This window comes from Cupriavidus sp. GW823-FHT06D04, from assembly GCF_058795055.1.
In genome coordinates this window covers 46443-65015 of record NZ_JBXAHL010000034.1, presented here as the reverse complement: position 1 = coordinate 65015, position 18573 = coordinate 46443, and the positions used below count along the sequence as shown (strand labels likewise).

The following is an 18573-nucleotide window of genomic DNA, read 5'->3' as shown; positions in this document are numbered from 1 at the left end:
GCATTCTCAGGAGGCGGGCAGTGCAGCCGGCGCCAGGCCGGCCAGGCGCAGCGCCCACAGCGCACCGAAGCAGATCAGGTTGGCGCCGCCCAGCCAGATCCAGGCGGTGCGGCTGGAACGGAACAGCAGGCTGGCGCTGATGATGGCCACCCACACCGGCAGGCAAGCCGCCACGGCCGCGACGATGCCGGTTTCCCAGCCGCCCGGCAGCCACAGGATCGACAGCGTGCACACCGCCACCGCCAGCGGCAGCCCGAGCAGCGCACCGGCCAGCCATTTGGTGCCTATCGCGGATTGGTCTGCGCTCATGCCCGTTGCTCCCGTGCCGCCCAGCGCTTGCGCGCGGCATAGGTGCCGATAAAGGGCCATACCGACAGCGCGCAGGGCACTGTTACCAGGCTGGCGGCAATGGCCACGGGCCAGCCGTCGGTGGTGCTCCACAGCCAGGTGCTGACGATGGCCAGGGCCAGGCCCAGCCAGCCCAGCACACGCGGTTGCGCGATCCTGCCGGGCGGCAGCAGGACCTGGTTGGGCGCGGCCAGGTACAGGCACGGGGCCGCAGCCAGGCCAACAAGGACGGCCAGAACTTGCATGGGGCAATGTCAGATAAACGAACATTAATGATAATGATTCGTATTTGAAGAGGCAAGCGCTAAGTAGACGCTGCGTCTCAGGGATGTATCTGCACTTGGGGAGGGACTTGCGCTGGCTGTAGCGCGAATTGTCGCTGGCGGCCCGGGTGGGTGGGGCCAGCCGGGCGCTTGCCGCCCGGCGCGAAGCCGCGTTTGCCGCGGACAGGGATCAGTGCGGGAACAGCGCCAGCAGGCCGTCCAGCCCGACGTGGTTGAACGCGACGCTGGCCTGCGCGCGCACCACCGGCTTGGCCCGAAAGGCCACCGACAGGCCGGCCACGGCCATCATCTTCAGGTCGTTGGAGCCATCGCCCATGACGATGGCCTGGTCCGGCGTGGCGCCGATCTGGGCGCAGACTTCCTGCACGGTGCGGGCCTTGACGTCGGCATTGACGATCTCGCCAACCACATTGCCGGTCAGCTTGCCGTCGACGATCTCCAGCGTATTGGCGCGGGTCACGTCGAGTTTGAGCCGTGCCTTGAGCTTCTCGGTGAAATGCACGAAGCCGCCCGACACCAGCAGCGTGCGCAGGCCCAGCGCCTGCACGGTCTGCAGCATGCGCTCGGCGCCCGGCGACAGCCGCAGGCGCTCTTCGTAGACGCAGTCCAGCACGCTGGCGTCCAGCCCCTTGAGCAGGGCCACGCGGCGGCGCAGGCTCTCGTTGAAATCGGTGATCTCGCCGCGCATGGCGGCTTCGGTGATGGCAGAGACCTCGGCCTTGAGGCCGCAGAAATCGGCGATCTCGTCGATGCACTCGATCGTGATCAGGGTCGAGTCCATGTCCATTGCCACCAGGCGGAAGTCGGACAGCTTGCGCCCCGGGGGCACCACTGCCCAGTCGATCGCGCGCGGGCCGCAGAAATCGTCCAGCGCATCGCGCAGCGCCGGCGTCAGCGGCGCGCATTCCTCGGCGGCCGCCACGGTATCGCTGCGCAGCACCAGTTCAGAGGCGCGGGCCAGGGTGCGGGCGGTGTCGAGGTCGGCGGTGGGAAGCGGGGCGGTGCTCTGGAGGATCAGGGGCATGACGAATGAGGATCGGGCGCTTGCCGCGCTGGCGGCAAGGCGGGGAGGGGCTGGCCGCAATGCGCGCGGCAAAACTGTTATTGTAGCCCCGCCGCAGCGCCCAGGGCGAGCCGCTCAGCGCTGCGCCATCACCATGTAGTCCACGGTCAGGCTGGACAGGGCGCGCACGCCGTTGATCAGCGCCGGCTCGTCCACATAGAACTCAGGCGAGTGGTTGGAAGGCGCCTTGGTCACATCCTGGCCCTTGGGCGTCACGCCGAGGTTGAAGAACAGGCCCGGCACTTTCTCTTGGTAGAACGAGAAGTCCTCCGACGCGGTCGCCTTGGGCGTGATCATCCAGTTGCCTTCGCCGGCCACGCGCTGCAGCGTGGGTGCCATCTTCTCGGTCAGGGCCGGCTGGTTGATGGTGGCGTTGTACAGCTCCACCACGCGGAAGTTGGCCTCGGCCCCGGCGCTGGTGGCGATGGCCTCGGTGGTGCGCTTCATGCGGGCATGGATGTCCTTCTTCATGCCTTCGTCATAGGTGCGCACGGTGCCCATCATCTCGACCTTCTCCGGCACGATGTTCATGCGGTTGCCGCCGTGGATGGTGCCCACGGTGATCACCGACGGTTCCAGCATGGCGTTGACCTGGCGGCTTTGGATGGTCTGCAGGCCCATCACGATCTGCGACGCCACCACGATCGGGTCGATCCCGCCCCACGGCCGCGCGCCGTGCGTCTGGCGGCCCTTGACGTCGATCCAGAACTGGTCGGCCGCCGCCATCGAGGGGCCGCTGCGCCAGCCCAGCTTGCCGGATTCGATGCCGCTGCTCACATGCAGGCCGAAGATCGCATCGACCTTGGGATTGTCCAGCACGCCCTCGGACACCATCTGCTTGGCGCCCCAGGTGTTGGAGCCATTGGGTTCGAAGTCGGCCGGGCTTTCCTCGGCCGGCTGGAAGATGAACTTGACCGTGCCGGGCAGCTGGTCCTTCATGCCGGCCAGCACTTCGGCGGTGGCCATCAAAATCGCCACGTGGGTGTCATGGCCGCAGGCGTGCATCACGTCCACTTCCTTGCCCAGGTACTGGCCCTTGGCCTTCGACGCGAACGGCACGTCCACGCGTTCCTTGACCGGCAGCGCATCCATGTCGGCGCGCAGCGCCACCACCGGACCGGGCTTGCCGCCCTTGAGCACGCCGACCACGCCGGTCTTGGCCACGCCTGTCTTCACTTCCATGCCGAGCTTGCGCAGGTGGTCAGCCACCAGCTTCGCGGTGCGGGTCTCGTAGTTGCCCAGTTCCGGATGCTGGTGGATGTCGCGGCGCCATGCGATTAGTTGTTTCTCGACGGCCTTGGCGCGGGTTTCGATCTGGGCGTGGAGGGTGTCGGCGGAGATGGGGGCCGGCGTGGTCTGTGCCTGCGCGGTGTTGCAGAGCAGGCCGGCGGCGAGGGCCAGGCCGGCGAGAGCAAAGCGGGTGGTGGGACGGGATGCGGAATCACGGACAGCCATGCAAGGTCTCCTTCGTTGTTGTTGGTGTAATGCAGGCAGTGTGGCGGCGCGCGGCAAGTGCAATGCGCCGGGAAAAGCGGAGTGGTTTCTCCCCTCTCCCTTTGGGAGAGGGGCGGGGGAGAGGGCAGGCGTATCTCGATGCGATGCGCGTCATTCGCCGAAGCGCTGGCCCCCTCCCCCGGCCCCTCTCCCGCAATCGGGAGAGGGGAGCAAAGCTCTGGCACGCTCGGCAGTCAGCTCACGCGCAAGCTGTCGACCACCTTGTGCAGGAAGGCCTCGCAAGCAGCCAGCTGCTCCAGCGAAACAAACTCATCCGGCTTGTGCGCCTGCTGGATATCGCCAGGCCCGCATACCACGGCGGGAATGCCGGCGCGCTGGAACAGGCCGGCCTCGGTACCATAGGCGACCTTGTTGGTGTCGCGGTCGGCGGTCAGCGCGCGCACCAGCTGCGTGATGGCTTCCTGCTCGGCCACGTCCAGCGACGGCGCGGCCGCGATCTTGCTCAGCGTCAGGCCGGCGTCGTCATGCTCGGCGCGCATCTTCGGCAGCAGCACGTCGTTGGCGTAGGCCTGGATGCGGGCGTAGATGGCTTCGGGATCCACGCCCGGCAGGTTGCGGAACTCGAACACGAACTCGCACAGCGCCGGGATGGTGTTCAGCGCGATGCCGCCCTGGATGGTGCCGGTCTGCGCGGTGGTGTAGGGCACGTCGAAGGCCTGGTCGTAGGGTCCATTGGCCTTGAATTCATCGGCGATGTCGCGGATGAAGCAGATCAGGCGCGCGGCGTATTCGATCGCATTGACGCCGCGCGGCGTCAGCGACGAGTGCGCGGCCTGGCCCCTGACGCAGCAGCGGTAGGCGTTGATGCCCTTGTGCGCGACGATCACGCGCATGCTGGTGGGTTCGCCGACGATGCAGCCGCCGGGCGTCACGCCGCGGTCGCGCAGTTCGGCCAGCAGGTAGGGCGCGCCCATGCAGCCGATCTCTTCGTCGAAGGACAGCGCGTAGTGCACCGGCTCGCGCAGCCTGGCCTGCAGGATGGCCGGCAGCAGCGACAGGCTGGTGCCGATAAAGCCCTTCATGTCGCAGGTGCCGCGGCCGTAGAGCTTGCCGTCGCGCACCACCGGCTTGAACGGGTCGGTCGTCCAGTCCTGGCCGTCCACCGGCACCACGTCTGTATGGCCGGAGAGCACGATGCCGCCGTTGGTGCTGCCGTCGGCGGCAGGCACGGTGACGAACAGGTTGGCCTTGTCCCGCTGCGGGTTGTAGCTCAGATGCGGCTTCAGTCCCTTGGCCAGGAAATGGTCGCGCACCGACTCGATCAGGCCCAGGTTGGAGTGGCGGCTGGTGGTGTCATACGCGACCAGCCGCTGGGTCCATTCAAGCGCGCTGCCGCGCGCGGCGGTTTCGGTGACGGGCTGGCGGTGGGAGGCGGCGTGGGCAGGCATTGGGGCGTTATCGCTAACTTGTTAAGTACTTGATGCTACACCCGGTCGGGCGCCGCGTCCATGCAGGATGCCCGTCCTACGCCAGTTGCCGCAACGTATGCTTGATGGTCTGCGCGCGGATCGCCACGTCCGGCATCTTGGCCTCGATGCGCAGCTTGTCCTGCCCGGCCAGCTTGATATGGCGGTTCTTCTGCACCAGGTCGATGATGCGCATCGCGTCGATCGGCGGGTTGGGCACGAACTGCACGCTGATGGTGGCCTCGCCCGCGTCGATCTTGCGCACGCCCAGCGGCGCCGCGGCGATGCGCAGCCGGTGGGTCTCGACCAGTGCCTGCGCCTGCGCCGGCAGCCGGCCGAAGCGGTCGATCAGCTCTTCCTGGATGTCGTCCACGCGCTCGGCGGTCTCGCAGTTGGCCAGCCGCTTGTACAGCGACAGGCGCTCGTGCACGTCGGCGCAGTAGTCGTTGGGCAACAGCGCCGGCGTGCCCAGGTTGATCTCGGTGGTGGCGGCCAAGGGCGCCATCAGGTCGGGCTCCTTGCCCGCCTTGAGGGCCTTGACCGCGGCGTTGAGCATGTCGGTGTAGAGCTGGAAGCCGATCTCGTGGATCTCGCCCGACTGCTTGTCGCCCAGCACCTCGCCCGCGCCACGGATTTCCAGGTCGTGCATGGCCAGGTAGAAGCCGGAGCCCAGTTCTTCCATCTGCTGGATGGCCTCCAGCCGGCGCCCCGCCTGCTTGGTCAGGCCCTCGACGTCATGCACCAGCAGGTAGGCATAGGCCTGGTGGTGCGAGCGCCCGACCCGGCCGCGCAGCTGGTGCAGCTGCGCCAGGCCGAACTTGTCTGAGCGGTGGATCAGGATGGTGTTGGCGGTCGGCACGTCGATGCCGGTCTCGATGATGGTGGTGCACAGCAGGATGTTGTCGCGGCGCGCGACGAAGTCGCGCATCACGCGTTCCAGCTCGCGCTCGTGCATCTGGCCGTGCGCGACGGCAATGCGCGCCTCTGGCACCAGCTCGGCCAGCCGCGCGCGCTTGTTCTCGATGGTCTCGACCTCGTTGTGCAGGAAGTATACTTGGCCGCCGCGCTTGAGCTCGCGCAGGATGGCCTCGCGGATCACGCCGTCTTCCTCGCGCCGCACGAAGGTCTTGATCGCCAGCCGCTTCTGCGGCGCGGTCGCGATCACCGAGAAGTCGCGCAGGCCTTCCAGCGCCATGCCCAGCGTGCGCGGGATCGGCGTGGCGGTCAGGGTCAGCACGTCGACCTCGGCGCGCAGGGTCTTCAACGCCTCCTTCTGGCGCACGCCGAAGCGGTGTTCCTCGTCGATGATGACCAGGCCCAGGCGCTCGAACCTGACCTGGTCGGACAGGATCTTGTGGGTGCCGATGACGATGTCGACGGTGCCTTCGTTGATCTGCTTGATGGCCGCGTCGATCTCTTTCTTGGTCTTGAAGCGCGACAGCTCGACGATGCGCACCGGCCATTCGGCAAAGCGGTCGGACAGCGTCTGGAAGTGCTGCTCGGCCAGCAGCGTGGTCGGCGCCAGCATCGCCACCTGCTTGCCGCCCAGCACCGCGACAAAGGCCGCGCGCAGCGCCACCTCGGTCTTGCCGAAGCCCACGTCGCCGCAGACCAGCCGGTCCATCGGCTTGCCCGAGGTCATGTCGGCGATCACCGCGGCAATGGCGGCGGCCTGGTCCGGCGTTTCCTCGAAGCCGAAGCTCTCGGCAAAGGTCTCGTAGTCCTTGGGCGAGAGCGGGAAGGCAAAGCCCTCGCGCGCGGCGCGGCGCGCGTACAGGTTGAGCAGCTCGGCAGCGGTGTCGCGGATCTGCTGGGCCGCCTTGCGCTTGGCCTTGTCCCACTGGCCCGAGCCCAGGTGGTGCAGCGGCGCGGTATCGGGATCGGCGCCGGAATAGCGCGAGATCACGTGCAACTGGTGCACCGGCACGTACAGCTTGCTGCCCTTGTCGTAGTCCAGGTGCAGGAATTCCTCGTCGCCCTGGCCCATGTCCAGCGTGACCAGGCCCTGGTAGCGGCCGATGCCGTGCTCGCTGTGCACCACCGGGTCGCCGATCTTCAGCTCGGCCAGGTCGCGCACCATCGAGTCAACGGCGGAGGCCTGCTCCTGCTTGCGGCGGCCGGTGCGGCGCGTGGTGCCGGCGTAGAGCTCGGCCTCGGTGACAAAGGCGATCTGCCACTGCGGCAGCGCAAAGCCGCTCTGCAGCGGCGCCACCGCGATCGAGAAATGCGCTTCGCCGGCCAGGAACGCGGCAAAGTCGTCCACCGGATGCGGGCGCAGGCCGCTTTCGGCAAAGAGCTGCAGCAGGGTCTCGCGCCGCCCGGCCGAGTCGGCGCACATCAGCACGCGGGTCTGCTTGTCGAGCAGCAGCGCTTCCAGGTTGACCAGCGGATCATCGGCGCGGCGGTTCACCGCGACGTCGGGCAGCATGGCCGAGAACGCGGCCTGGTCCGCATTGGCTTCGGCCTGGAGCACCAGGCGCGCCATCGGCTTGGCGGCAACGAAGAACTGCTCCTCGGACAGGAACAGGTCCGCGGGCGGCAGCAGCGGGCGCTCGCGGTCGTGGCGCATGAAGTTGTAGCGCTGCGTGGTATCGGCCCAGAAGCGGCGGATGGCCTCGTCGACATTGCCGGCGAAAGCCAACTGGGTATCGGCGGGCAGGTAGTCGAACACGGTTGCGCTGTGCTCGAAGAACAGCGGCAGGTAGTACTCGATGCCGGCCGATGGCACGCCGTTGCCGATGTCCTTGTAGATCGGCGACTTGGTCGGGTCGCCCTCGAACACCTCGCGCCAGCGGCCGCGGAAGGCGGTGCGCGCGGCTTCGTCTAGGGGGAACTCGCGCCCGGGCAGCAACCGCACCTCCTTGACCGGGTACAGGCTGCGCTGGGTATCGGGGTCGAAGGCGCGGATGGTTTCGATCTCGTCGCCGAACAGGTCGATCCGGTACGGCAGCGCCGAGCCCATCGGGTACAGGTCGATCAGGCCGCCGCGCACGCTGTATTCGCCGGGACGCATCACCGCGCTGACGTGCTCGTAGCCGGCCAGCGTGAACTGGGCCTTGAGCGCGTTCTCGTCCAGGCGCTCGCCCTGCTTGAAGAAGAAGGTGTAGGCCGCCAGGAAAGCCGGTGGCGCCAGCCGGTACAGCGCGGTGGTGGCCGGCACCAGCATCACGTCGCATTGCCCGGTCTGGATATCGTGCAGCGTGGCCAGGCGCTCGGACACCAGATCCTGGTGCGGCGAGAAGCTGTCGTAGGGGAGGGTTTCCCAGTCGGGCAGCAGGCGCACGCGCAGCTCGGGCGCGAACCAGGGGATTTCCTCGGCCAGGCGCTGGGCATCGACCGCGTGGGAGCACACCACGGCCAGCATCGGCGCGCGCTCGCGGTGCTGCCGAGCGTACGCGGCCACAGCCAGCGCATCGGCCGAGCCGCGCAGGCCGGCCACGCTGTGGCGCAGCCCCGGCTTGACCAGCGGCAGGTTGAGAAAGGGGAAGGCGGGCTTGGCGTCAGGCATGTCGGCAGCGGGGCGTTCAAAACGACGATACCCCGCCGGCATTGCGGGCGGGGGTCGGAGCAGGGGACCTCAACGGCCCGTGCCGGGCACGCGTCAATGCGGAATGGCGCGGCATGGCGACGGGCAAGGGCCGTATTATAGAATGCGCACCGGTTGTCCCGCTGGCCATGCTGGCCGGCAGGCGCCCGCGCCTCTTTCACTCCACCCCGATCCTGTGTCCGCTCGCCGCTTTGCCCTGATTCCCTGTGCCGGTTCCGGCAGCCGCGCCGGCGGCGCCGTGCCCAAGCAATACCAGACCGTGGCCGGCCGGCCGATGATCTGGTACGCGCTGGCGGCGTTCTCCGCGTGCGACGCCATCAACGCCACCGCGCTGGTGCTGGCGCCCGACGACATGCCGCTGGAATCGCGCTTCGGCGCGGCGGCGTTTGCCGGGCTGCGCTTCGATACCGCCTTTGTCGGCGGCGATACCCGCCATGCGTCGGTGCTGGCCGGGCTGCACCACCTGGCGCAGCTGGGCGCGACCGAGAGCGACTGGGTGCTGGTGCACGATGCCGCGCGCCCGGGCCTGACCCCGGCGATGATCCACGCACTGGTGCGCGCGGTGGAAAGCGACGGCGACGACGACCCTGACGCCGCCATCGGCGGCATCCTGGCTGTGCCGGTGCCCGACACGCTCAAGCGTGCCCAGGAAGACGCCCGCATCGGCGCCACGGTGCCGCGCGAGGGCCTGTGGCAGGCGCAGACGCCGCAGATGTTCCGCCTGGGCGTGCTGCGCCAGGCGCTGCAGGACGCCATGGCGGCCGGCGCGGTGGTCACCGACGAGGCCAGCGCGATCGAGCGCCTGGGGCTGCATCCGCGTCTGGTCAACGGCTCGCTGCGCAATTTCAAGGTGACCTACCCGGAGGACTTCGCACTGGCCGAAGTGCTGCTGGGCAACGACGGCAAAGGAGACTGACCGCATGATGCCTTTCGATATCCGGGTGGGACAGGGCTATGACGTCCACGCGTTGGTGCCTGGCCGCAAGCTGATCCTGGGCGGGGTCGAGATCCCGCATGACCGCGGCCTGCTGGGCCATTCCGATGCGGATGCGCTGCTGCACGCGGTCACCGACGCGCTCTTCGGCGCGGCCGCGCTGGGCGATATCGGCCGCCATTTCCCCGACACCGACGCGCAGTTTGCCGGCGCCGACAGCCGCGCGCTGCTGCGCGAGGCCGCGCGCCGCGTGCGCGCGGCGGGCTATGAAATCGGCAATGTGGATGCCACCGTGATCGCGCAGGCGCCCAAGCTGGCCCCGCATATCGGGGCGATGGTGGCGAACCTGGCGGAAGACCTGGGGGTGGCGCGCGGTCGCTGCAACGTCAAGGCCAAGACCAACGAGAAGCTGGGCTTCGAAGGGCGCCAGGAGGGCATCGTGGCGCAGGCCGCGGTGCTGCTCTGGCGCGCCTCGGTGGGCGACGTGCAGGACTGATCAGGGCCGCGCGGCGTCTGGTGCCGCGTTTTCCGGCGGGATGGCGTAGGTGTAGTCGATCAGGCGGGCCATTGCGCCCGCGCGCGCACCGGCTTCGGTGCGCTTGGTGAAGCCCATCTGCTGGCACAGCCGGTTGGCCGATGCCATTTCCGGCATGGTGCGCACCACCAGCGTGGACGCGCCGATATCGCGCGCGCGCTGGATGCAGATCTGCATCAGCGTGCGGCCCAGGCCCAGGCCGCGCGCCTGCGGGCTCACCGACAGCAGCCGCGCTTCCGGCTGGGTCAGGGTGATGGTGCTGCCGTCCAGTGCCGGCAGCGTGGCGCCCGGATGGCAGAACAGCACGGCGCCCATGATGCCGTGATCGGTCTCCGCCACCCACCATTCCATATCCGGATGGCTGGTCGCCAGCACCGCCTGCATGCCGCGCTGGAACGAGGCGCGGCAGTCTTCCATGATGGCTAGCTCATATTGCCCGTAGGCTTGTTGCGTGACGGCGGCGATGTCGCCCCAGTCATGCACCGCCGCGAGGCGGTAGTGGAAGCGGGGGGAAGTCGGCGAAGGCAGGGTCATGGCAGGCTGTAAGTGCGTGTCCTGCCTGGATTGTAGGCCGATCGCCGCACGTGTGCAGCCTCGGCGCGGAGCGGTTGCAGGATGGGAACAGCCGGCAATTCCTGATGGGAAGCTGCCGGCTGCTGTGCTACGGCGCCCGTGGCAGGGCGCCGCGGAGGGCGCGGGGGCGCGCTTTGGCGGGGCTTATTGCGCGGCGATCACGTTGGCGGCGGCCACGATCACGGCGGCGATGCGGCCGACATCGCGCAGTTGCTGCGCGGTCATGCCCTGTTCATTCTTCAGCAACTGGTAGTGCGACTTCACGCAGAAGTGGCACTTGCCCACGATTGAGGCGGCCAGCGCGTACATTTCGAAACGGCGCTTGTCCACGCCGCCATGGGTGGCATAGGCGTTCATGCGCAGGCCGGCCGGCTGGGTGGCCAGGTCCGGATCGTCGGCCATCTCGACGTACGGGTACCAGGTGTTGTTCATGCCCATCAGCGCCGCTGCGGTCAGCGCGGCGTTGGTTTCCTCGGGCGACAGCACGCCGGCGTTGCGGATGGCATCCACCAGCACCTTGCTCTGCGCCGCGAATGCCGCCGCCAGCGCCACGCCCACCGCATCGTTGCCTTCCAGCGAAGAGCGCGCGATAGTGCCGTCCACGTTCAGGCGGATGTCCTTGGCGTAATCGGGGATGAGATTTTTAATCGCGCTGAGGAATTCCATTTATTTCTCCTATCGATCGGGGCTCAAAAAACCCGCGCAAGCGGGTTTTGATGCGGAGGGCAGGACCCTCCGCGAATCGCCACGGTGTCTGGCGACAGACAGCAAATTACAGCGTGGCGCCACCAACGGCACGGTTGCACGGGCACAGCTCGTCCGTTTGCAGACCGTCCAGGATGCGCAGGACTTCTTCCGGGTTGCGGCCCACGTTAAGGTTGTTCACCGACACGTGCTGGATCACGTTGTCCGGGTCGACGATGAAGGTCGCGCGCAGCGCAACGCCGGCAGCGTGGTCACGCACGCCCAGCTGGTCGATCAGCGAACCGGTCACGTCGGCGAATTGCCACTGGTTCAGCTTGTTCAGGTCCTTGTGTTCGCGGCGCCATGCCAGCTTGACGAATTCGTTGTCGGTCGAGCCGCCCAGCACGATCGCGTCGCGGTCGGCGAAGTCGCCGTTCAGCTTGGCGAAGGCAACGATTTCGGTCGGGCAGACGAAGGTGAAGTCCTTCGGGTAGAAGTAGATGATCTTCCACTTGCCTTCGAACGACTTTTCGGTGATGTCTTCGAAAGCCGACTGGCCGTTCTCTTCGTGATTGTTGAAACCCGGCTTGACACCGACGACGTGGAAGGCTTCGAGCTTGTCACCAACGGTCTTCATAGACTATCTCCTGATACGGTTGCAATGAGAGCGGTGCTGCCGCCGCGCGGCTGGCGTGGGCCGGCTGCGTGGCTTACCGCGACAAAACGTGATTATGCGTCATCACCAGATGCCGGGCTAATTGATATTCTCAAAGAGCCCGATAGGCAAGGCATGTGACGCCTGGAGCGAATCCCGGCATGGGCAGCCGCGCGGCATCAGCCTGGCGGCTTCGATGCGGAAGGGCAAGTATGCCATGCGCGATGGGCCCGCTCATGGCAAGTTGGTGACGATTGCGGCGAGTTCAACCCGCCATGTTCAGGCCGGATGCATGACCGGCTCCGCGCGGCGCGCCCGGAAGATCACCAGCGTGGCGACCAGTCCGCACAGCGCGGCGAACATCAGCCACAGTCCCGGCGCCGCCTTGTTGCCGGTGGCGTGGATCAGCCAGGTCGAGATTGCCGGCGTGAAGCCGCCGAACAGCGCCGTGGCCAGGCTGTAGGCCAGCGAGAAGCCGGTGGTGCGCACCGCGGGCGGCATGATCTCGGTCAGCGCCACCACCATCGCGCCGTTATAGCTGCCATACAGGAACGACAGCCACAGTTCCACCATCAGCAGCCGCGAGAACGACGGCTCGGCCACCAGCCACGACACGGCAGGGTACGCGGTCAGCAGCGTCGCCACGGTGAAGAACAGCAGCAGCGGCTTGCGCCCGATGCGGTCCGACAGCGCGCCCATCAGCGGCAGCCAGATAAAGTTGGACAGGCCCACGCACATGGTGACGATCAGGTTGTCGGTGTCGTCCAGCTTCAGCACGGTCTTGCCGAAGGTCGGCGTGTATGCGGTGATCATGTAGAACGACACCGTGGTCATCACCACCATCATGCAGCCGGCCAGGATGATGCGCCAGTTGTCCAGCATCGAGCGGTAGATCTCGTCGATGGCGGGGCGGTGCTTGCGCGCCTTGAAGGCTTCGGTCTCTTCCAGCGAACGGCGGATCAGGAACAGGAACGGCACAATCAGGCAGCCCACCAGGAAGGGAATGCGCCAGCCCCATTCATCCATCTGCGCCGGCGCCAGCATGGCGTGCAGGATCACGCCCAGCAGGCCGGCGAAGATCACCGCCACCTGCTGGCTGCCCGATTGCCACGCGACGTAGAAGCCTTTGCGGCCAGGCCTGGCGATTTCCGACAGGTAGACCGAGACGCCGCCCAGCTCCACGCCCGCGGAGAAGCCCTGCAGCAGCCGCCCGGCCAGCACCAGCAGCGGCGCGGCCACGCCAATGGTGGCGTAGCCCGGCACGCAGGCAATCAGCAGCGTGCCCATGGCCATCAGCGCCAGCGTCATGATCAGGCCCTTGCGGCGGCCATGGCGGTCGATGTAGGCGCCCAGCACGATCGCGCCCAGCGGCCGCATCAGGAAGCCCGCGCCAAAGGTGGCAAGGGATAGCATCAGCGAGGCGAACTCGTTGCCGCTGGGGAAGAAGGTCCTGGCGATGGCGGCCGCGTAGAAGCCGTACACCATGAAGTCATACATTTCCAGGAAGTTGCCGCTGACGACGCGGAACACGGTGCGGAACCCGTGCTGCGCGCCGGGGGTGGCTGCGGAGGTATCTGACATGGCTGTCTCTCAGGCACCGCCGGTGGCCCCGGCGGCATGATGGTTCGGAGAAGTCAGCCAGGCGTGCGCGGGTCACGCCGCGTGGGAAGGATTTCGCCGCGGGCCTGATGACGGGCGCCAGTGTGCGCCGCGACCCTGTCATTGCCCTGACGAAAGCCTTTCAGAAGCCTATCAAAGGCTGTCGAAAACCTGTCAATGCGCCGGGGATGGCGCTCAGGTGACGCTCAGGCGCGCCGGAAGCAGGCGCTGACCACCAGACCGGTAGCCGGGGCGGCGCGGTTGGCCAGCAGCAGCCGGCCGCCATTGCGCTGCATGATGCGGTTGACGATGGACATGCCCAGCCCGGCGCCCTTGGCCTCGCTGCGCGCGGCGTCGAGCCGGTAGAAGGGCCGCGTCAGCAGCGACAGCTGGCCGTCGGGCACGCCGTTGCCGTGGTCGGCCACGGTCAGCACGGCCTCCTTGTCGTCCACGCGCGTGGTGATCTCTACCACGGCCATGCCGCTTTGCTCGTCCTTGGCATAGCGGCGCGCGTTCTCGACCAGGTTGTCCAGGATGCGCTGCACTTCCATGCGGTTGGCCACGGCCATCACCGGCTCATTGGCGCGCACGTGCACGCGCACGTCGTCATGCGCGGCGTAGACGCCCACGGCATCGTGCACCAGCGCCGACAGGTCCACCGGCTCGACGGTCTCCAGCGGCGGCCGCGCGTAGTTGAGGAACTGGCCGATGATCGCGTCCATCTGCTCGATGTCGGCGATCATAGCGTCGCGCGTGACAGTGTCCATCGGCGACATCTCGGTTTCCAGGCGCAGCCGCGTCAGCGGCGTGCGCAGGTCATGCGAGATGCCGGCCAGCATCACCACGCGGTCGTCGTCGAGCTGGCGCAGGTCGCGCACCATCTGGTTGAAGCTGTGGTTGGCCAGCGCCACTTCGCTGGCGCCATGCTCGGGCAGCGGCGGCGGGTCGCCGCCGGCGCCGATGGCGCGCGCGGCGTTGGCCAGCCGCTTGAGCGGGTAGTTGACGCGCGCGGTGATAAAGGCCGCGCCGATGATCGACAGCAGCAGCGCGGCAATACTCCACCACAGCCACTGGATGCCGGGCACGCGCTCGAAGCGCTCGGGGCTGATCGCCACCCAGTAGTCGTCGCCCTCGATCTCGAAACTGACCCACACGCCAGGAATGTCGTTGACGGTGGTGGCCAGCACCGTGTCCTCGCCCAGGCGGCTGCGGATCTCCTGCTGCACCAGGGTGGTCAGGAACGGGTTGGCGGTGGGCGCGGCGAAGTCGTCGTCCTTCTCGCGCGGATAGACCTTGATGCCTTCGTTCTGCACCAGGTCGAGCAGCAGGAAGCGGCGCCGGGCGGGGTCGGAATAGAGCAGGGCGGCGCGCGTGAGCTTGACCACGCTGACCACCTGCATGGCGATCTGCTGCGCGCGCGGGGCGCGTTCGAACAGCCGGTAGCTCTGGAACCAGATGCCCAGCGAAATCGCCAGCAGCAGGGCGATAAGCATGAAGGTCCGCCAGAACAGCGAACCAAAGAACCGCGTTGCGGTTCTACCGATTACGGTCGCCACGATGGGAACAGCGGCCGCGATCGGTTACTTCACGCCATCGGGGATGAAGACGTAGCCCAGGCCCCACACCGTCTGGATAAAACGGGGGTTGCTCGGGTCCGGCTCGATCAGCTTGCGCAGGCGCGAGATCTGCACGTCCAGGCTGCGGTCGAACACTTCGTATTCACGGCCGCGCGCCATTTCCATCAGCTTCTCGCGCGAGAGCGGCTGGCGCGGATGGCGGGCAAACACCTTGAGGACGGAGAACTCGCCAGTGGTCAGCGTGATTTCCTCATCGTTCTTGGTCAGCGTGCGCGTGGCCAGGTTCAGCACGAAGTCGCCGAAGGCGAAGGTCTCGGGCGTTTCCGACGGGGCGCCGGGCACTTCGGCCGGGCCCTTGCGGCGCAGCACCGCGTGGATGCGCGCGATCAGCTCGCGCGGGTTGAACGGCTTGGGCAGGTAGTCGTCGGCGCCCATTTCCAGGCCGACGATGCGGTCCACGTCCTCGCCCTTGGCGGTGAGCATGATGATCGGGGTCTGGTCATTGGCCCCGCGCAGCCGGCGGCAGATCGACAGGCCGTCTTCGCCCGGCATCATCAGGTCCAGCACCAGCAGGTCGAAACGCTCGCGCAGCCAGAGCTTGTTCATCGCGGTGGCGTTTTCCGCCACCAGCACGGTGAAACCCTGTTCGCCCAGATAGCGGCGCAGCAAATCGCGCAGACGCGGGTCATCGTCGACGACAAGAATCTTGTGGCTGGTATTTTCCATGGCGGTATCTTAGCGACTATCGCTTTCGCTCAAAATGGCTTAACAAAACGTTACATACTTTACCCCGTGGTATGGCAGTGTGCACCAATCGTGCGATTACACTGCGCAATCCGTCTTTTTGGGCGCCATGCGCGGCAGGTTTCCACGCATTTGCACCAGACGAACCACTGCCTCGCCCAGCCTGCCTAGCCCGCGCTGGCGCGATGCTTGCAGAGGGTGCGGCGCCGGACGGGGTACCGGAATTCCCGGCCTCAGGGCAGTCCATCCAGTCAGTCCAACGGCTGCTTTTCCCGAGGCCAAGATCGCCATTATCAATGAAAGTGAACCGAACCCGGCACGGGCATCCGCAGCATGGTATCGCCGGCGCCTGCCTAGCGCTGGCCGTGCTGGCGCTGTGCATGCCGGCCGGGACGGTGCAGGCGCAATCGGCCGGCATGGCCAACCTGCTCAAGCGCCACCCGTCGACCCAGGCCAGCGATCCCGGCAACAGCCAGCGCGAGGCGCGGGCCCGTGCCGAGCGCCATCGCGCCGAGCAGCGCGAAGCCGAGCGCCGGCGCGCGGACGAACGCGGCGGCTCGCGCCTGTCGCCGGACGAGCGCCGCAAGCTGCGCAAGAACCTCTACGACTTCGGGCGCGATATCTACCAGGGCGGCTGACCCGTTCTTGTCGTGCCGCGCCCCCCATGGTACGCCACTGTGGCGCTTAGCCGCGCGGCTGGAAGTGCCGCAGGAAATCCACGAAGACCTCCGCCGCCAGCTGGGCATCCTCCGCCGTGATGGTTTCCAGCGGGTTGTGGCTGATGCCGCCGTTGCCGCAACGCACGAACAGCATGGCCACGTCAGTGATGCGCTGCATCATCATGGCGTCATGGCCGGCGCCGGAGGGCAACTCGAAGGCCTGCAGCCCGCGCTTCTTCAGCACCGCCCCGAACTGGTCCATCAGCCAGCGCGCGCACGGCGCGTTGTTGACCGGCGGTACGCGCTCCACCTGGGCGGCCAGCCCGCGCCGTTCCGCGATCTGGCCGATGCCGGCGACGATGTCGACGATGGCGGCCTCGCGGATGCCATCCTCGCCGGCGCGAATATCCATCGAGAAGGTGCAGGCCGCCGGGATGACATTGCTCGACCCGTTGGGCACCTGCAGCTGGCCCACCGTACCGACCAGCGTCGACGCCGCCGCGCAGCGTTGCTCCACCAGCAGGATCATCTCGGCCGCGCCCGCGGCGGCGTCGCGGCGCATGCCCATCGGCGTGGTGCCGGCGTGGCTGGCCTGGCCTTCGACCCGCACCGCAAAGCGGCTGCTGCCCGCGATCTGCGTGACCACGCCCAGAGGCAAGTCGTGGTGCAGCAGCACCGGGCCCTGCTCGATATGCACTTCGACAAAACCCAGCAGCGACGCCGGATCGACCGCTGCGGCGCGCAGGGCCTGCAGATCGCCCGCGCCGGGCAGGTCCGATGCCGCCAGCGCCTCGCGCAGCGTGATGCCGTCCGCGTCCTGGCGCTCCAGCAGGGCGGGATCGAAGCGGCCCGCCAGCACGCTGCTGGCCAGGAAGCTGGTCTTGAAGCGCAGGCCTTCCTCTTCGGCGAACCCCACGACATCAAAGTGATAGGGCAGGCGGATGCCGGCCTGGTTGAGCGCGCCGACCACGGCGATCGGCAGCAGGATGCCAAGACGGCCGTCATAGCGCCCGCCATTGCGCACGGTGTCGAAGTGCGAGCCGGTCATCAGCACGCGCGCGCCGGGCACGGCCGGGTCGGCCGCATAACGGCCGATGACGTTGCCGATGGCGTCGATCCGCACCTGCATGCCGGCCGCCTCCATCCACTGCGCAAGCCGGGCCTGCGCGGCGCGGTGGGCCGGGGTCAGGTAGGCGCAGGTGAGGCCGCCTTCCATGTCGGAGAAGCGGGCGAGCTGGTCGGCGTGGGCGAGGATGGCGTCGCCGAGGGAAGCTGAGGTCTGCGTCATGGCGGTGCGGCTTGGGACGGGTCGAACAGAAAAGGGGCAGGACGCTAGCTGTTGCGCAACCAGGTCTTCCAGGCAATCCACAGCTTGCGCAGCGGGGTCAGCGCGATGCGCTGGTTCAGCACCTGGAACTGGCTCGCTTCCAGTTCGTCGAGCAGTGCGTGGTAAATCGCGCCCATCAGCAGGCCGGCACGCTGGGCGCGGCGGTCCTGCTTCGGCAGCAGCGCTAGTGCCTCATGGTACAGCGCGCGGGCCCGGCCGGCGTGGTACTGCATCAGCGCGACAAAGCGCTCGGAATGCTCGCCCTTCAGGATCTCGGAGGCCGGAACCTGGAACTGCTGCAGCGTATTGACCGGCAGGTAGATGCGCCCGCGCCGCGCGTCCTCGCCGACGTCGCGCAGGATATTGACCAGTTGCAGCGACTGGCCAAGCTTCTCGGCAAAGACCAGGGTCTGCGGGTCGGTATAGCCGAACAGCCGCGCGCTGAGCGTGCCGACCACGCCGGCCACGCAATGGCAGTAGCGGGTCAGGCCGGGCTCGTCCAGGTAGCGGGTCTGGGTCAGGTCCATTTCCATGCCTTCCAGCACTTCGGACATCTCGCCCTGGGGCAGGCCGGCGCTGCGCACATGCGGCTGCAGGGCCTTGGTGGTCGGATGGGTCGGCTCGCCCTCGAACAGGCGGCGCAGTTCGGCGCGCCACCAGTCCAGCTGCTGGTGGGCCAGGCCCGCGTCATGGGTGTCGTCGACCACGTCGTCGACTTCGCGGCACCAGGCGTACAGCGCGGTGATGGCGCGGCGGCGCTCGGCCGGCAGGAACAGGAAGCTGTAATAGAAGCTCGAGCCGCTCTGGGCGACTTTCTCTTGGCAATACTGATCGGGCGTCACGCCGGTCTCGGGTCGAAGATGTGGGGGGAAGCGGCAGAGGCGCGGCGGATTGTAGCATCGCGCCCGGCAGGGTATGGTCGCGCATGCCGAAGCCTGTCAGCGCAGTTCACCGGCCCGGAACGGCAACTGAGTCTTCATTCCAGCGGTTTCGTCGCCTGCCGTTTGACGCACCCGGAGGTCGTCGCTATATTACTGACCGACAAGTTATTTATTGCCAATGCCGGCTGCCCACGGCCATTCCGCCAGCCCCGACGACTTCCCGGGCGCAGGGATTGCGTTCA

General features: G+C 67.5%; 17 protein-coding genes. 3 read left to right on the top strand and 14 right to left on the bottom strand.

Annotation, left to right across the window (positions count from 1 at the left end):
• Window positions 1–6: 6 nt before the first annotated feature.
• The 6 genes from AC1Q7H_RS30585 to mfd all read right to left on the bottom strand — a co-directional run bounded on the left by AC1Q7H_RS30585 (window position 7) and on the right by mfd (window position 8124).
• On the bottom strand, window positions 7–309 hold the full coding sequence (locus tag AC1Q7H_RS30585) for a hypothetical protein (protein WP_153955275.1): 303 nt from the start codon (window positions 307–309) through the stop codon (window positions 7–9).
• The gene (locus AC1Q7H_RS30580) at window positions 306–593 is read right to left on the bottom strand and encodes a hypothetical protein (RefSeq protein ID WP_492382098.1); all 288 of its coding nucleotides are present in this window, start codon (window positions 591–593) and stop codon (window positions 306–308) included. The genes AC1Q7H_RS30585 and AC1Q7H_RS30580 overlap by 4 nt, the downstream gene beginning before the upstream one ends.
• A gap of 208 nt (window positions 594–801) precedes the next feature.
• Entirely contained in the window at window positions 802–1656 is an 855-nt protein-coding gene (gene serB / locus AC1Q7H_RS30575; RefSeq protein ID WP_013956463.1) for a phosphoserine phosphatase SerB, read from the bottom strand.
• Between the two features lie 114 nt (window positions 1657–1770).
• Window positions 1771–3150 (bottom strand): amidohydrolase, encoded by a 1380-nt coding sequence (locus AC1Q7H_RS30570; RefSeq protein WP_013956464.1) that lies wholly within the window; start codon window positions 3148–3150, stop codon window positions 1771–1773.
• Between the two features lie 233 nt (window positions 3151–3383).
• On the bottom strand, window positions 3384–4598 hold the full coding sequence (argE, locus tag AC1Q7H_RS30565) for an acetylornithine deacetylase (RefSeq protein ID WP_013956465.1): 1215 nt from the start codon (window positions 4596–4598) through the stop codon (window positions 3384–3386).
• A 76-nt stretch (window positions 4599–4674) separates the two neighbouring features.
• Entirely contained in the window at window positions 4675–8124 is a 3450-nt protein-coding gene (mfd, locus tag AC1Q7H_RS30560; RefSeq protein WP_013956466.1) for a transcription-repair coupling factor, read from the bottom strand.
• Between the two features lie 142 nt (window positions 8125–8266).
• On the opposite strand from mfd, the gene ispD reads away from it, so the two are divergent.
• Window positions 8267–9079: a 2-C-methyl-D-erythritol 4-phosphate cytidylyltransferase gene (gene ispD / locus AC1Q7H_RS30555; RefSeq protein ID WP_013956467.1), complete on the top strand. Its 813-nt coding sequence runs from the start codon at window positions 8267–8269 to the stop codon at window positions 9077–9079.
• A 4-nt stretch (window positions 9080–9083) separates the two neighbouring features.
• Window positions 9084–9593 carry a 2-C-methyl-D-erythritol 2,4-cyclodiphosphate synthase gene (gene ispF / locus AC1Q7H_RS30550; protein WP_013956468.1) on the top strand — a complete coding sequence of 170 codons (510 nt, stop codon included), beginning with the start codon at window positions 9084–9086 and terminating at the stop codon, window positions 9591–9593.
• On the opposite strand, the gene AC1Q7H_RS30545 is transcribed toward ispF, so the two are convergent.
• The 6 genes from AC1Q7H_RS30545 to ompR form a co-directional block, all read right to left on the bottom strand.
• On the bottom strand, window positions 9594–10166 hold the full coding sequence (locus AC1Q7H_RS30545) for a GNAT family N-acetyltransferase (RefSeq protein ID WP_013956469.1): 573 nt from the start codon (window positions 10164–10166) through the stop codon (window positions 9594–9596).
• A 183-nt stretch (window positions 10167–10349) separates the two neighbouring features.
• Window positions 10350–10871 (bottom strand): carboxymuconolactone decarboxylase family protein, encoded by a 522-nt coding sequence (locus tag AC1Q7H_RS30540; protein ID WP_211980977.1) that lies wholly within the window; start codon window positions 10869–10871, stop codon window positions 10350–10352.
• Between the two features lie 106 nt (window positions 10872–10977).
• Complete coding sequence (locus AC1Q7H_RS30535) at window positions 10978–11526, bottom strand: peroxiredoxin (RefSeq protein ID WP_010810110.1); 549 nt, start codon at window positions 11524–11526, stop codon at window positions 10978–10980.
• 297 nt (window positions 11527–11823) lie between these two features.
• On the bottom strand, window positions 11824–13125 hold the full coding sequence (locus AC1Q7H_RS30530; RefSeq protein WP_013956472.1) for an MFS transporter: 1302 nt from the start codon (window positions 13123–13125) through the stop codon (window positions 11824–11826).
• 224 nt (window positions 13126–13349) lie between these two features.
• Complete coding sequence (locus AC1Q7H_RS30525; RefSeq protein WP_211980978.1) at window positions 13350–14699, bottom strand: ATP-binding protein; 1350 nt, start codon at window positions 14697–14699, stop codon at window positions 13350–13352.
• 24 nt (window positions 14700–14723) lie between these two features.
• Complete coding sequence (gene ompR / locus AC1Q7H_RS30520) at window positions 14724–15446, bottom strand: osmolarity response regulator transcription factor OmpR (RefSeq protein ID WP_010810107.1); 723 nt, start codon at window positions 15444–15446, stop codon at window positions 14724–14726.
• A 314-nt stretch (window positions 15447–15760) separates the two neighbouring features.
• On the opposite strand from ompR, the gene AC1Q7H_RS30515 reads away from it, so the two are divergent.
• Window positions 15761–16102 carry a hypothetical protein gene (locus tag AC1Q7H_RS30515; RefSeq protein WP_211980979.1) on the top strand — a complete coding sequence of 114 codons (342 nt, stop codon included), beginning with the start codon at window positions 15761–15763 and terminating at the stop codon, window positions 16100–16102.
• Window positions 16103–16148: 46 nt separating this feature from the next.
• On the opposite strand, the gene AC1Q7H_RS30510 is transcribed toward AC1Q7H_RS30515, so the two are convergent.
• Both AC1Q7H_RS30510 and hpnD read right to left on the bottom strand, forming a co-directional pair.
• Entirely contained in the window at window positions 16149–17411 is a 1263-nt protein-coding gene (locus tag AC1Q7H_RS30510; protein WP_013956475.1) for a Zn-dependent hydrolase, read from the bottom strand.
• Between the two features lie 44 nt (window positions 17412–17455).
• Window positions 17456–18292: a presqualene diphosphate synthase HpnD gene (gene hpnD / locus AC1Q7H_RS30505; protein ID WP_013956476.1), complete on the bottom strand. Its 837-nt coding sequence runs from the start codon at window positions 18290–18292 to the stop codon at window positions 17456–17458.
• Window positions 18293–18573: the final 281 nt, after the last annotated feature.